This is a genomic window from Streptomyces niveiscabiei, assembly GCF_033794345.1.
In the GTDB taxonomy this organism is placed as follows: Bacteria; Actinomycetota; Actinomycetes; order Streptomycetales; family Streptomycetaceae; genus Streptomyces; species Streptomyces niveiscabiei.
The window spans coordinates 105,497-118,785 of sequence record NZ_JARAYJ010000028.1; the positions used below are offsets into that span (position 1 = coordinate 105,497).

At 73.7% G+C, this 13,289-nt stretch carries 12 protein-coding genes; 9 read left to right on the forward strand and 3 right to left on the reverse strand.

Going from position 1 to position 13,289, the window contains the following annotated elements; translation table 11 throughout:
- Positions 1 to 41: 41 nt before the first annotated feature.
- Positions 42 to 692, reverse strand: a complete 651-nt coding sequence (locus tag PV682_RS31145) for a TetR/AcrR family transcriptional regulator (protein WP_319735109.1) — start codon at positions 690 to 692, stop codon at positions 42 to 44.
- A 409-nt stretch (positions 693 to 1,101) separates the two neighbouring features.
- Between PV682_RS31145 and PV682_RS31150 the strand changes: the two genes are divergently transcribed.
- From PV682_RS31150 to PV682_RS31175, 6 genes are all read left to right on the forward strand, one after another.
- Entirely contained in the window at positions 1,102 to 4,281 is a 3,180-nt protein-coding gene (locus PV682_RS31150) for a family 78 glycoside hydrolase catalytic domain (protein WP_319735110.1), read from the forward strand.
- A gap of 114 nt (positions 4,282 to 4,395) precedes the next feature.
- Positions 4,396 to 4,956, forward strand: coding sequence for an RNA polymerase sigma factor (locus PV682_RS31155; protein WP_319735111.1), 561 nt, complete (start codon positions 4,396 to 4,398; stop codon positions 4,954 to 4,956).
- Complete coding sequence (locus tag PV682_RS31160; protein WP_319735112.1) at positions 4,953 to 5,753, forward strand: zf-HC2 domain-containing protein; 801 nt, start codon at positions 4,953 to 4,955, stop codon at positions 5,751 to 5,753. The genes PV682_RS31155 and PV682_RS31160 overlap by 4 nt, the downstream gene beginning before the upstream one ends.
- Positions 5,747 to 6,547, forward strand: a complete 801-nt coding sequence (locus tag PV682_RS31165; RefSeq protein WP_319735113.1) for an ATP-binding cassette domain-containing protein — start codon at positions 5,747 to 5,749, stop codon at positions 6,545 to 6,547. Before PV682_RS31160 ends, PV682_RS31165 begins: the two co-directional genes overlap by 7 nt.
- On the forward strand, positions 6,544 to 7,893 hold the full coding sequence (locus PV682_RS31170) for a hypothetical protein (protein WP_319735114.1): 1,350 nt from the start codon (positions 6,544 to 6,546) through the stop codon (positions 7,891 to 7,893). Before PV682_RS31165 ends, PV682_RS31170 begins: the two co-directional genes overlap by 4 nt.
- 31 nt (positions 7,894 to 7,924) lie before the next feature.
- Entirely contained in the window at positions 7,925 to 8,473 is a 549-nt protein-coding gene (locus tag PV682_RS31175; protein WP_319735115.1) for a hypothetical protein, read from the forward strand.
- A gap of 21 nt (positions 8,474 to 8,494) precedes the next feature.
- Here the strand turns inward: PV682_RS31175 and PV682_RS31180 are convergent, their stop codons facing one another.
- Positions 8,495 to 9,664 carry a PucR family transcriptional regulator gene (locus PV682_RS31180; RefSeq protein WP_319735116.1) on the reverse strand — a complete coding sequence of 390 codons (1,170 nt, stop codon included), beginning with the start codon at positions 9,662 to 9,664 and terminating at the stop codon, positions 8,495 to 8,497.
- Positions 9,665 to 9,917: 253 nt separating this feature from the next.
- Between PV682_RS31180 and PV682_RS31185 the strand changes: the two genes are divergently transcribed.
- From PV682_RS31185 to PV682_RS31195, 3 genes are all read left to right on the forward strand, one after another.
- The gene (locus PV682_RS31185) at positions 9,918 to 10,802 is read left to right on the forward strand and encodes a DUF4394 domain-containing protein (RefSeq protein WP_319735117.1); all 885 of its coding nucleotides are present in this window, start codon (positions 9,918 to 9,920) and stop codon (positions 10,800 to 10,802) included.
- Between the two features lie 151 nt (positions 10,803 to 10,953).
- Positions 10,954 to 11,949, forward strand: a complete 996-nt coding sequence (locus PV682_RS31190) for a YeiH family protein (RefSeq protein ID WP_319735118.1) — start codon at positions 10,954 to 10,956, stop codon at positions 11,947 to 11,949.
- A 104-nt stretch (positions 11,950 to 12,053) separates the two neighbouring features.
- A complete protein-coding gene (locus PV682_RS31195) occupies positions 12,054 to 12,527 on the forward strand; it encodes an SRPBCC family protein (protein ID WP_319735119.1) in 474 nt (157 codons plus the stop codon).
- Positions 12,528 to 12,669: 142 nt separating this feature from the next.
- Here PV682_RS31195 and PV682_RS31200 read toward each other — a convergent pair whose 3' ends face one another.
- Positions 12,670 to 13,239 carry a TetR/AcrR family transcriptional regulator gene (locus PV682_RS31200; RefSeq protein ID WP_319735120.1) on the reverse strand — a complete coding sequence of 190 codons (570 nt, stop codon included), beginning with the start codon at positions 13,237 to 13,239 and terminating at the stop codon, positions 12,670 to 12,672.
- Positions 13,240 to 13,289: the final 50 nt, after the last annotated feature.

Here is a 13,289-nt window from a genome sequence, read left to right on the forward strand (position 1 = left end):
GTCGGGCCGATCGACGTCCTGGAGTACTCGTCCCTCGCCGCCTACACCGCCCCCGCCTCCCCGAACCCCCGCATCGCCGCATCCGTCTGCCCCGGCGTCAGCGCCCCCACCGGCAGCGGATGCGCGGCCTCCGCCCGCAGCCCGTCGAGCAGGAACCCGACGCCGCGCCGCCACGCCTCGGGCGCCACCCCGCCCGTGTTGCGCACCAGCATCGCTGTCGACCACCACACGAACAGCATGTCCTCGCGCGTGAAGTCGGCCCGCAACGCCCCCGCCGCCTGGGCCCGTTCGATGATCCGGCGTTCCCGTTCCTCGGTGACCCGGCACACGACGGCCAGCCGCTCGGCGGCGTAACGGCGGGAGACGACGTCGTTGAGGGCGGGGTCGGACGCCTGGAGGCGGCAGACGTCCTCGACGTACCCCGTGAACGCCTCCCAAGGGTCCGCGCAGGCCAGCGCCTTGTCGACGACCTTGTCGAGCGTGTCCTTCGCGAGGTCCGGCACGACCGCGTCGATGAGCGCCTCGCGGGAGCCGAACCGGTTGTAGAGGGTCCCGGCGCTGACCCCGGCCCGCCGGGCGATCTCCTCCAGCGGCGCGTGCAGCCCCTTCTCGCGGAACACCTCGACGGCCGCCGCCTTCAGCTTCTCGATGTTGCGGCGCGCGTCCGCCCGCAAGGTGGTGGCCTGGGCCATCGAACCCTCCTCATAACTTGACGGCACCACCAACTTTACCGCCCTGGACCCCGGACCCGCCCGGCGCAAGGCCCCCGCCGGGCGAGGCGGCGGAACCGGACAACCTCGACGGCGCCGGAAGGACGCCGTGATCTGCGCGGAACACACACTGACGCCTCGTCAGCGCGTCGCGGCAGGACACCGGCAGGCGCTCCGCATAATGGCGACGGCTGTCGGGAGATCGGCTCATATGAGTCGCCACACCCCTGCGGACCCAGGCGTCACGCTTGGCGATCTCGCCGATCCGGGCAGCCTTGGAGGGATCGGTTCCGGCTTGCGGGGAGGGGGAGTTGGACGACTCGCACACCGCCCCCGCCGTAGGGCCCGATCGAGGCGACGCACCCTGAACGGCCGATTCGAAGGAGCTCGCATGTCCGAGGAACGCAGCGGCATCCTCAGCCGCAGACAGGTCGTCGGAGGGCTGGCGGCGACGGGAGTGGCGCTGGCCGTCGCTCCGGGGCTGCCCGCCGAGGCGGAGGCCGCCGAACCCGACGCCGTCCCCAGACCCACCGTCAGGGACCTGACCGTGGACGGCCGTACGGGACGCCTCCTCGGCGTCGACGACACCGCGCCCCGGCTCGGCTGGCGCACGGCGGGCGTGAACCGGGGCTGGACCCAGGCCGCGTACCGCATCCGCGCCGCGCGCGGCGCACGGGACATGGCGGCGGGACGCTACCTCTGGGACTCCGGCACGGTCCGCTCGGCGGCCCAGCACGACATCCCCTGGGGCGGGCCGCCGCCGCTCTCCCGGCAGGAGGTCGTCTGGCAGGTCCGCACCTGGGGCACCGACGGCTCGGCGACCGGCTGGAGCACCCCGGCGACCTGGGAGACGGGCCTGCTCAGACCCTCCGACTGGGGCGGTGCCCGCTGGATCGAACACCCCGCCCGCACCCTCGACCAGCCCCTCCCGCTCTTCGCCCGCGCCTTCGAGGCACCCCGCCGCACCACCAGGGCCCGGCTGTACCTCTCCGGCGTCGGCCTGCACGAGGCCACCCTGAACGGCGCCCCCGTCACCGACGAGGTCCTCGCCCCCGGCAACTCCAACTACCAGCTCTCCACCGAGTACCGCGCCTACGACGTGACGCACCTCGTCCGCCCCGGCCCCAACACCCTCGGCGTCGCCCTGGGCCACGGCACCGCCCTGGTCACCCGCTCCGTCACCAGCCCGGCGACCGGGCGCACCGCGCCGTACACCTGGTGGCAGAGCCAGTTCAAGGGCGACGGCACGCTCGTGGCACCGGCCGAGGCGGGCGCCACCACCGTCAAGGTGAGCGGCGTCGCCGGCTACCACCTCGGCGGCACCGTCAACGTCGACACCGGCGACGGCGGCGTACGCCTGGAGTCCCGCAGGATCACCGCCATCGGCACGGCGGGCGCGGACGGCACCGGCATCACCTTCGAACCCGGCCTCACCCACGCCCACGCCACCGGCGCACGGGTCACCGGCTCCGGCAACCCCCTCGCGAGCACCGACCCCAGCGCGGGCGCCGCAGTCACCCCCCGCCTCATCGCCCGCCTCGAACTGACCGGCGCCGACGGCACGGTCACCGCGATCGTCAGCGACCGCACCTGGCGCACCGCACTCGGCCCCGACACCACCGCCAACTGGTTCTCCGGCACCGACTACGACGCCCGCCGCGAACAACCCGGCTGGGACGCCCCCGGCGCCGACCTCACCCCGGCCGCGCGCCGCCGCGACGGCACCCCCACCGGCTGGACGGCCGCGGGCTTCGCCCCACCGCCCAACCTCACCACCAGCCTCGTCTGGCGCATCGGCGAACCCGTGAAGATCACCGCCCGCCTCCGCCCGGCGAGCATCACCCAGCCCCGGCCCGGCGTGTGGGTCTTCGACTTCGGCCAGAACTTCGCGGGCTGGCCCCAGCTCCGCCTGGACCCCCTCCCCGCCGGGACGACCGTCACGATGCGGCCCGCCGAGTCCCTCAACGCCGATGGCACCGTCAACCAGCTCTCCGTCATGGGCGGCGGCCCCGTGCGCGGCACCGACGTCTTCGACGCCTACACCACGTACGGCGCGCCCGGCGGCGAGACCTGGCACCCCCGGTTCCACTACTTCGGCATGCAGTGGGTCCAGGTCACCGGCCTGCCCGCCGGCTACACCCCCACCGAGGACACGCTCACCGGACTCCAGCTGCACGCCGACGTCCCCGTCGCGGGCGACGTCCGCACCTCCAGCGAGCGCGTCAACCGCGTCCACCGCATGGCCCGTTACTCGATCATGAGCAACACCATGTCCACCTTCACGGACTGCCCCGGCCGCGAGAAACTCGCCTACCCCGCCGACTACCTCCAGCCCTTCGGCGCCCTGCACCGCACCTTCGGCTACGGCGCCTACCTGCGCACCATGGCCCGCCACCTGGTGGAGGGCCAGTCGCGGGCCGGGGACAACATCGGCAACGTCGCGCTGAAGGCGCCCGTGTACGACTACGGCTACCTCGGCCGGTACGGCGACGAGATCAACTGGGGCGACGGGATCGTCCTCACGCCGTGGCTGCTGTACCGGACGTACGGCGACACGCAGACCATGGCCCGCGTCTACCCGCGGATGCAGGCATTCCTCACCTACATCCGCACCAAGAAGGCGGGCACGGGAGCCGACGCGCACATCGTCGACGCGGCCCTCGCCGACTGGAGCTCCGCCGAGCCCACCTCCGGGCGGATCACCGGCACCTGGGCCTACCACCAGGTCGCCGACCGGATGGCGCGGATGGCCGAACTGATCGGGCGTGACGGCGACGCGAGCGAGTACCGCGACCTCGCCTCGTCCATCAAGCGCGCCTTCAACGACGCCTTCTACAACAGCGCGCTGGGCCGCTACACCAGCCAGGGCGACCAGGGCACGGCCGGCGCCACCCAGGCCGCCCAGGGCCTCGCGCTCGACGAAGGGCTCGTCCCCGACGGGGAACGCGGGCGCGTCCTCGACGCGCTGGCCGAACTCGTCGAGGGCTTCCACCCCTTCGGCGGCGGCCCCCACCTCGGCGCCGGGACGATCGGTCTGTCCCCGGTGATCCGGTCCCTGATCGCCGGGGGCCGCGACGACCTCCTGTGGCGCGTCCTCCAGGAGAACACCCGCCCCAGCTACGGCTACTTCATGGCCCCCACCACCGCCAACCCCCAGGGCCTGACCACCGTCCCCGAACAGTGGGACCTGCTCAACTCGAAGAACCACATGATCCTCCTCCAGATCGACGAGTGGTTCCACAGCGCCCTCGCGGGCATCCGGCAGACCGACACCTCCGTCGCCTACCGCGACCTCGTCATCGACCCCCGCCCGGTCGGCGACCTCACCGAGGCCGCCGGCCGCTACCGCAGCCCCTACGGCGAGGTCACCACCGAGTGGACGCGCCAGGGCGGCGTCTTCCGCCTCACGGTCGTCATCCCGCCCAACACCAGCGCCGAGATCCGCGTCCTGACCGGCGGCGGCGCCCCGCCCGCCGCCGGCGGGGGAGCGGTCCTCCAGGGCATCGAGGGAGACCGGGCCGTCTACCGGGCGGGCTCCGGGACGTATCGTTTCGTCTCCCGCATCTCCTGAGCAGACCCGTACGCCGGCCGGGGTATCCCGGCCGGCGTACGGCTGCACGCGCCACATGTGACGCGGATCACCCCCCGAGGAAAACCTGACGCCCCCGCCCCACGTCTTGGGGGTGTGAGAGCACGAGGAGAACCACCCGGCGAACTCGACGAGGAACACCTCGTCCGACGGATCGCCCGCGGCGACCGGGCCGCGTTCGAGGAGCTGTACCGGCGCACCTCGCCCTGGATGGCCGTACGGCTGCGCAGGCGCTGCGCCGACGAGCAGATCGTCGCCGAGGTCATGCAGGAGACGTACCTCGCGGTGTGGCGCGCGGCGGGCGCCTTCGTCGGGACCGCGGCCGGCGGGAGCGCCGTCGGCTGGCTGTGGACGATCGCGGCCCGCCGCCTCGTCGACGCGTTCCGGCGCCGCGCCCACCACGCGCAGCCCCCGCCCGAGGCCGCCCCGCGCCACCCGGCCCCCGCCGCCGAGGACGAGGCGCTCGCCAGGGCCGTCGGCGGCGAGGTCGGCGACGCCCTGCACCGCCTCGCCCCCGAACTGCGGGACGTCCTCCAGGCGTTGGTCCTCGACGGCCTCTCCGTCCGCGAGACCTCCGTCCTGCTCGGCCTGCCCGAAGGCACCGTCAAGACCCGCGCCCGCCGGGCCCGGACCGAGCTGCGGAAGGCGCTGACATGACCCCGCACCACGCGTCGGCACGACTCGTCGACGGATACGCCCGCGGCGACACGAACCTCGCCCCCGACGAGGTCTGGGCCCTGGAGGCCCACCTGGAGACCTGCCCCGCCTGCCGCGAGAAGCTCGCGCACGCCGTCCCCCCCGCCGTCACGGCCCTCACGCAATCCGTGTGGACCGCCCTCGAACCCCGCCTCACCCCACCGCCCGCCCGGCGCCGCCGCTCCGCACGCCTCGCCCGCTGGCTGACCCCCGCGATGGTCCCCTGGCTCGCCATGGCGGTCAGCGTCACCCTGATCGCCCTGCTCCTGGACCTGACCGGCGCCGGCCAGGTCTCGCTCGTCCTGCTGCTCGCCCCCGTCCTGCCCGTCCTCGGCGTCGCCGCGTCCTGGTCGCGCGGCCTGGACCCGGCGTACGAACTCACCGCCTCCACCCCGAGATCCGGGCTCTACCTGGTGCTGCGCCGCACCGCGTCCGTCCTCGCCGTCGTCGTCCCCGTCCTGCTGCTGTGCGGCTGGGCGACCGGGGCGAGCGCCGCGCAGTGGCTGCTGCCCTGCCTCGCGCTCACCACGACGACGCTGGCGCTCGGCGGGCTCGTCGGGGTGACCCGGGCCGCCGTCGCGCTCGCCGCCGGATGGGCCGGGGCGGTGGTGGCGCCGACGCTCGCCGCCGGCCGGACGACCGCCGCCCTGGGGACGGACGGGATGCCGGTGTGGGGGATCGTCCTCGCCGCAGGCGTGGGCATCGTCATCGTGCGCCGAGGGGCGTACGCCGATTCGGGAAGGAACACGACATGGTGAACGCGGCCGACATCGCGCCGACGGCGTACGCCTGGCAGATCCGGGCCACCGGACTGAGGGTCAGGGCCGGCAGGAGCCGGATGGCCGTCGACGGGCTCGGCCTGTCGCTCGGCACCGGAGTGCACGGCCTGCTCGGGCCGAACGGGGCCGGCAAGACCACCCTCATCCGGGCCCTGGCCACCGTCCTGCGACCGGCGGAAGGAAGCCTGGAACTGCTCGGACAGTCCGTGGGGGAGCGGGGCGAACACCGGGCCGTACGACGCCGGATCGGCTATCTGCCGCAGGAGTTCGGCTACTACAAGCGGTTCACCGTCCGCGAGTTCGTCGAGTACATGGCCTGGCTGAAAGAGGTGCCCAAGGCCGCCGTCCCGGACGCCGTGCAGCGCGCCGTGGAACGCGTCGGCCTCGCCGACCGCGCCGACGCGCGCATGAAGACCCTCTCCGGCGGGATGGTACGGCGCGTCGGCATCGCGCAGGCCATCGTCAACGACCCGGCGGTCCTCCTGCTCGACGAACCCACCGTCGGCCTCGACCCCGCCCAGCGCCTGCGCCTGCGCCAACTCCTCCAGGAACTCGGCCAGGACACCTGCGTCGTCGTCTCCACCCACCTCGTCGAGGACGTCGCCGCCGCCTGCACCAGCGTCGTCCTCTTCGACGAAGGCCGCCTCGTCATCCAGGGCACCCCCGAGGAACTCGCCGCGGCGGGCGGCCCGGACCACATCGGCGACAGCCCTCTCGAACGCGGCTACTCCGCCCTGCTCCAGCACCCCGGACGAGGGAAGGACTCCTGGTGAGCGTCCTGCGCACCGAACTGAAGCGCTCCGCCGCCCCCTGGGCCGGCGCCCTGGTCCTCACGACCTCGCTCGCCTTCCTCCACCTCGTCGACGGCGAATGGTGGAGAGGCACCACCGCATGGACCGCCCAGTGGACGACCCTCGCCCTGTGGACCCGCTCCCTCCTCTACTACCTGTGGCCGATGGCCGTCGGCATCGGCGCCCTCCAGGGCCTGCGCGACCACCGCTCCACCATGTCCGAACTCCTGACGAGCACCCCGCGCCCCGCCTGGCACCGCGCCGCCGTCCAGGCCGGTACGACGGCGGCGACACTGGCCGCCGGCTTCACCCTGCTCGTCCTCACCGGCGGGGTCCGGGTACTGGCCCACGCCCCCTATCAGCACCTGGGCTGGCTCCCGGTCTCCCTGGTCGCCGTCCTCGCCCTCGCCGCCGGAGCCGTCCTCGGCATGGGCATCGGCCGCGCCCTGCCCTTCCCGCTCACCCCGCCCGCCCTGGCCGTCGGCGCGTTCGCGTTCACGACGCTCCTGCACATGTCCCTGGGCCGCACCGAGACGACCACACCGGACGGCTTCCCCGTCTCCCGGCCGAACCGCCTCTCCCTCCTCTCCCCGACGACCGAGGACATCCGCTCCGCCTTCGCCACCCTCTCCGGCGCCGTCGACCTCGGCCAGACCCTCTGGTTCCTCGGCCTCGCCGCCACCGGCTTCGCCCTGCTCGTCGCCGCGACACCCCACACCCGGCTGCTCGCACTCACCCCGGCCCTCGCCTGCACGGCCCTCGCCCTGCCGCTCCTGCCCACGGACCCCGCCCGCATGTACGTCGTCGACCGGGCCGCCGCCGCACCGGTCTGCGACGGACCCGTCTGCGTCACCAGAAGCCACCGGGACCGCCTCACCGGCCTCGCCGGCCCCGGCAAGGAAGCACTCCGCCGCCTGCACACCGCGCTCGGCGACAGCGCGCCGACCGCCGTACGCGAGAACACCGCCCTCCTGCCCGAGGGCTCCCCACCCCGCTGGTCCCGCGACACCGTCCTCGTCGACTTCGACACCCTCCCCACCGGCAAGGGCCAGGCCCTGACCCGGGCACTCATCGGACGGGGGATGGTCCCCGGCTGCACACCCGTCGGCTGGCAGGGCATCGGGCCGGAGGACACCGCCCGGACCGTCGCCGTGGCATGGGTCCTCGGAGCCCTCGAACCCACCGCCGACCCCGAGGCGCGTACGGCATGGCAGGACCTGACGTCACGGCCGCACCCCGAACAGCTCGCACGGATCGACGCGATGCGGACGGCCGCGTACACCTGCCGGGGCGAACCGTTCGAGGCGCTGAAGGGGGCGGGCCGATGAGGCGGCTGACGGCGCTGAAGGGGGCGGGCCGATGAGATGGCTGACGCTGTACGCCCGCTCCCGCCACGTCCCCGCGACGCTCGCCGTGGTGCTGACCGGTACGGTCCTGGCCTGGGCGGCCACCCGCGGCGGCACCGGCGACCCACGCCTGCCGGCCCTCGCCCTCGCGGCGGGCGCGATGGCCGCCTCCATCGGCCTCGGCGGCCAGGACCCCGCCCTCGACCGCACCGCCGCGATCCGCTGGACGACCCGCAGAGCCGCCCACGTCCTGCTGGCCGCCGCACTCCTGGCAGCGGCCCTGCTGGGGACGGGCACATCCGCCGCCCTGGTCGCCCGCGACAGCGCGGGCCTGATGGGCCTCGCGGCCCTGGGCGCCGCCCTGCACGGCGCCCACCACGCCTGGACCCTCCCCTTCGCCTGGCTCGCCCTCGCGTTCGTCGCCCCGCCCCCGACGAGCACGGCGGCCCGGATCGTGTCCTGGCCCCTGCTGCCGCCCGACTCGACGGCAGCCGCCTGGACCGCGCTGACCCTCACGGCCACCGGGGTCACGGCGTACGCCCTGGCGGGACCGAGACGCTGAGGCCTGGCGGCCCAGGCACCCTCAGCTCCACGCCCCCGACAGATCCCGCGTCACCACCGTGCTCAGCACCCGCACACCCCGCGTCGACGCCGGGTCCAGGCCCGTGAGGTCGCGGACCCGGCGCAGACGGTAGTCCAGGGTGCGGGGGTGGACGTTGAGAGTGGTCGCGGTGAGGGCGCGGTTCATGTCGCAGTGGTAGTACGCGTCGAGCGTCAGGAGCAGGTCGGGCCCGGGCGCGAGGAGCCGGGCCACCTGCCGCAGCCACGCGTCGGTGAACGGGGCGTCGGCGACCGCGAGTTCGACGAAGACGTCCGCGAGGGTGCGGGGGCGCAGCCGGGCCGGCGCCCGGTGCAGGGGCGCCGTACGGCTGATGTGCCGGGCCCGGTCGAGGGCGTCGGCGAGCACCGGCCCGTCGGCGGTGCCGGCCGCGCAGGGGTGCCCCAGCGCCTCGGCGAAGTCCCGTACCAGGACGGCGATGTCATGCCCCTCGGGAGTCAGCGCGATCAGCTCGCCGCCCCGGCCCGCCGCGGCGGGGCGCCACCACAGCGGCACCCGGTGCGCCTGCGCGAGGGCCTCGACCTCCGCGTCCAGGTCCCGCTCGTCGCCGGGCCGGTCCGGCACCCGGACCACCGACACCTCGTAGGCGTCGGCCAGTTCGACCCCGGCGACCCGCGCCAGCTCCTTCGCCACCGGGTCCTCGTCCAGCAACGCCTTGGTGAGCAGGGCGACCTGGGCGACGTACGGCATCCGCCGGCGCAGCGCCGTCACGAACCCCCGGCAGTAGGCGTCGATGCCGCGCTCGCCCTGCGGGGCGAACCAGCCCATGACGCCCATGAGTTCGTCGAGGCTCCCGTCGCTGCGGGCCCGCGTCGCCTCGTCGATCTCGCGCAGCATCAGCTCCGCGTGCACGCGCAGCACCCCCTGCCGCGACGCGAGGGACATCCCGGCACCGGCCCGCAACTCGCCCATCGACGCGATGTAGTCGAGGTCGCTGTCGGTCAACACGCCGTTGTCCGGGGCGAGTTCGATCGTGCGGCGCCTGAACCACACGGCGTACTCCAGGGCCTGGGCCTTCGCCCGGGGGTCGGAGTCGAGGGAGGCGAACTCCGGGAACTCACGGGTGTACGCCTCGACCTCGCGACGGGCGTTGGCCGGCGCCTGCCGGGCCAGTTCGATGAAGAGACCTCCCATGGCGCGAGCATGTCACCGGTGCGGGGGAGGCTCATAGGAGAAAACCGGACCTGTGTTTATCAGTCAGGGTGAAGGTGTGAAGGGTGTGGAGGCCGTGGGTTTGTCAGGGGGCGCAAAGTTCCCCGGACGGGGCATCGTTGTCGCTGTTACCGGTTGCCCGCGGGCAGGCCCGCGCGCTTAATGGGACCGCGAGGGCGCCCTCCTTTTCGTACCTGACACAGCACCAGACCACTCGAACGGGAGGAACACGAGGATGAGAACCGGAAAGAGAGCCGCGACGCTGGTCGCCGCCCTGTCCGTGGCCGCCGCCCTGATGGCCGGCGCACCCGCCTCCAGCGCGCCCGGCACGGCCGCCAGCGCAGCCGCCGTACCGAGCCTGCGGGCCTTCGGGATCACCGGCGACGGCACTCTGATGGCCACCTTCACCACCGACCGGCCCCAGGTCCTCGACTGGGTCCGCGTCGTCACCGGACTCAGCGGCGACACCAAGCTCGTCGGCATCGACCACCGGCCGCAGAACGGCCTGATGTACGGCCTCGGCGACAAGGGCGGCATCTACACCATCAAGACCCCGCCGGCCACCCCCGACGTCGTCGTCACCAAGGTCTCGCAGCTCCAGATCGCGCTGTACGGCACGGTGTTCGACATCGACTTCAACCCCGCCGCCGACCGGCTGAGGGTCCTCAGCAACAACGGCCAGAACCTGCGCCACAACCTCAACGACCACACGACCGTCGCCGACAGCATGCTGAACATCCCGCCCTCGACCACGAACGCGCTCGGCGTGACCGCCGCCGCGTACACCAACAACGACCTCGTCGGCTCCACCGGCACCACCCTCGTCGACATCGACACCCTGAACGACCAGATCGTCATCCAGTCGCCCCCCAACGCCGGGAACCTCGTCGCGACCGGCCTCCTCGGCTTCGACGCGAACCTCGACGCCGGCTTCGACATGTTCAGCACCCTGACCAACGGCAGGACGACCGCCAACGCGGCCTTCGCCTCCCTGACGCCGTACGGCGCGAGCACCCCGACGCTCTACAGCGTCGACGTCCTCAGCGCCAGCGTCACGCCGATCGGCCAGTTCCCGCTGAACATCACCGACCTCGCCATCACCCTCACGGGCACCTACTGAGCCCTCACGGGTACCTGGTGACCCGGCGCGCCGCGGCCCGGCACCCCCGGGGCGCGGCGCGGTCGACGCGAGCCGACCCATCAACCGCGTTGATGACCTGCACGCGAAATGACGGCTACCGCGGCGCCCGCACCCCGCCGACGATCGGTCCATGAGCACAACAGGACAGGCCGTCCAGGCCCGAGCCCTGACACCGGGACTCCTCGTCGCGGCGGCCGGTACGGCCGTGGCGTTCCAACTCGCCTCGCTGGTACCGGCGTTGAGCGCGCTCACGGCGGCGGTCGTGCTCGGGGCCGCCGTCGGCGGGATGCTTCCCGAGGAGACCCGGGCCGGCCTGAACCGGGCGGCGCGCACGTGCCTGCGCCTCGGCGTCGTCCTCCTCGGACTCCAGCTCGGGCTCGGGGAGGTCCTCGGCCTCGGCGCCGGCACGGTCGCGGCCGTCGTCGCCACCGTCCTCGTCACCTTCGCCGGCACCCTCCTCCTCGGCCGGCTCCTGAGCCTCCCGCCCGGCCTCACCCTCATGGTCGCGACCGGCTTCTCGATCTGCGGCGCCTCCGCGATCGCCGCGATGGACAGCGTCACCGACACGGACAAGGAGGAGGTCGCCACGGCCGTCACACTCGTGACGCTCTACGGCAGCGCCGCCATCGCCTTCCTGCCCTACCTCGGCCAGGCGCTCGCCCTGAGCCCCGAACACCTCGGCACCTGGGCGGGGATCTCCGTCCACGAGGTCGCCCAGGTCGTCGCGGCGGCCTCCCCGGCGGGCCCCGGCGCCGTCGCGGTCGCCGTCGTCGTCAAGCTGACCCGGGTCGTCCTCCTGGCGCCGATGGTCGCCGGCGCCGGCGCCCTGCACCGCCGCCGCACCTCCACCCCGGGCCACCGCCCCCCACTCGTCCCCCTGTTCGTCGCCGGGTTCCTGGCGACCATGCTGCTCCGCACCACCGGCACCGTCCCGCCCGCCGTCCTGGCCTCGGCCAGGACCACCACCACCCTCCTGTTCACCGCCGCCCTCTTCGCCCTGGGCAGCGGCGTACGGCTCGGCGCCCTGCTGCGGACGGGGAGACGGGGACTGCTGCTGGGGGCGCTGTCCACGGTCCTGGTCACGGCGGTGGGGTACGGAACGCTGAGGGCGGTCGGCGCACTCTGATGTGCCGACGGGTCCCGGCCAGGGCGTCCAGCGACACGACCGACCTGAATTCCCCGACCGCACGGCCCGCATCCGGCCGGAACCCACCGCACTACGATGCCCCCATGCCCAGGACCGACCGCTCCGCCCGGCTCATCCCGGCCCCGCCGGCAACCGTCTACGCCGCCCTCGTCGACCCCGCCGCCCTCGAAACCTGGCTCCCGCCCGCCGGTATGCGAGGACACGTCGAACACTGGGACCCCCGCCCCGGCGGCGGCTTCCGCATGACCCTCACCTACCTCGACCCCACCCACGCCCCCGGCAAGACCTCGGACGGCACCGACGTCGTCGACATCGCCTTCACCTCCCTCCTCCCACCCGAACAGATCGTCCAACAGGCCGTGTTCACCTCCGACGACCCGTCGTACGCGGGCACCATGACCATGACCTGGGACCTCACCCCCACCCCCGAAGGCACCCGCGTCACAGTCACCGCCACGGACGTACCCTCAGGCATCAGCCGGCCGGACCACGAGACCGCCATCGCCTCGTCCCTGGCCCACCTGGAGACATACGTGACAGGCCGAACCGGAGACTGATCCCGCGCCCCATCCGGTACACCGCCCGCACGCCCGCGACGGCCTGAGGCCGCAACGCCCCCTTACGCCCGGCCGTCCCCACCGCCTCGGAGGCTGCCGCATCGGATCGGACCCGGGCGTCACGTTGCCCTGGTCGTCACCTTCACAACCCCGCACCCCCGCTCAGCGCCCCCAGCCCCGCCGCCACGATCACGTCCGTCCGGTCGGGGTGGTTCTCGTGGCGCCGCGCCATCATCGCCGCCGTCACCGCCCCGATCGCGGCCACCACCCGCACCCGCCGCTCCTCGTCCTCCCACACGCCCGGGTCGAACGCCTCCATCAGCGTGCGCTGCGCCCCCGAAAGCCGCTCCAGCACCTCCGGCTCCCGTGTCAGCCAGAACGCCCCCACGACGAGTGCCCCCATCCCGGGCCGCTCCCCGAGCATCTCCACCAGCGCCTCGACGAGGACGGCGTCCCGCCCGGCCCCGACGGGAACCGCCGCGCCGATGCCCGCCAGCGTCGAGGCGTCCTGCCCGGCCTGCGCGACCACGGCGTCCTGGATGCGCTCCTTGGAGCCGAACCGCTTGAGGACGGCGGCCTTGGAGTAGCCGGCGGCGTCCGCGATCGCCTGGACCGTCCCCTGCGCGAACCCGTGCTGGGCGAACACGAAGGCCGCGACGTCGATCAGTGCGCGGTCGATCTCCTCGCTCGTGGGCTTCACATTTGACTTCATGGCCTCAAGTTACCATTCTGGTCACCTAGTAACCAAAATGGTCACCCGAA

Bases quoted from the DNA above. Each gene is read 5' to 3' on its own strand.
- PV682_RS31145 (WP_319735109.1), bottom strand. From the start codon at position 692: ATGGCCCAGGCCACCACCTTGCGGGCGGACGCGCGCCGCAACATCGAG.
- PV682_RS31150 (WP_319735110.1), top strand. From the start codon at position 1,102: ATGTCCGAGGAACGCAGCGGCATCCTCAGCCGCAGACAGGTCGTCGGA.
- PV682_RS31160 (WP_319735112.1), top strand. From the start codon at position 4,953: ATGACCCCGCACCACGCGTCGGCACGACTCGTCGACGGATACGCCCGC.
- PV682_RS31165 (WP_319735113.1), top strand. From the start codon at position 5,747: ATGGTGAACGCGGCCGACATCGCGCCGACGGCGTACGCCTGGCAGATC.
- PV682_RS31175 (WP_319735115.1), top strand. From the start codon at position 7,925: ATGAGATGGCTGACGCTGTACGCCCGCTCCCGCCACGTCCCCGCGACG.
- PV682_RS31180 (WP_319735116.1), bottom strand. From the start codon at position 9,664: ATGGGAGGTCTCTTCATCGAACTGGCCCGGCAGGCGCCGGCCAACGCC.
- PV682_RS31185 (WP_319735117.1), top strand. From the start codon at position 9,918: ATGAGAACCGGAAAGAGAGCCGCGACGCTGGTCGCCGCCCTGTCCGTG.
- PV682_RS31190 (WP_319735118.1), top strand. From the start codon at position 10,954: ATGAGCACAACAGGACAGGCCGTCCAGGCCCGAGCCCTGACACCGGGA.
- PV682_RS31195 (WP_319735119.1), top strand. From the start codon at position 12,054: ATGCCCAGGACCGACCGCTCCGCCCGGCTCATCCCGGCCCCGCCGGCA.
- PV682_RS31200 (WP_319735120.1), bottom strand. From the start codon at position 13,239: ATGAAGTCAAATGTGAAGCCCACGAGCGAGGAGATCGACCGCGCACTG.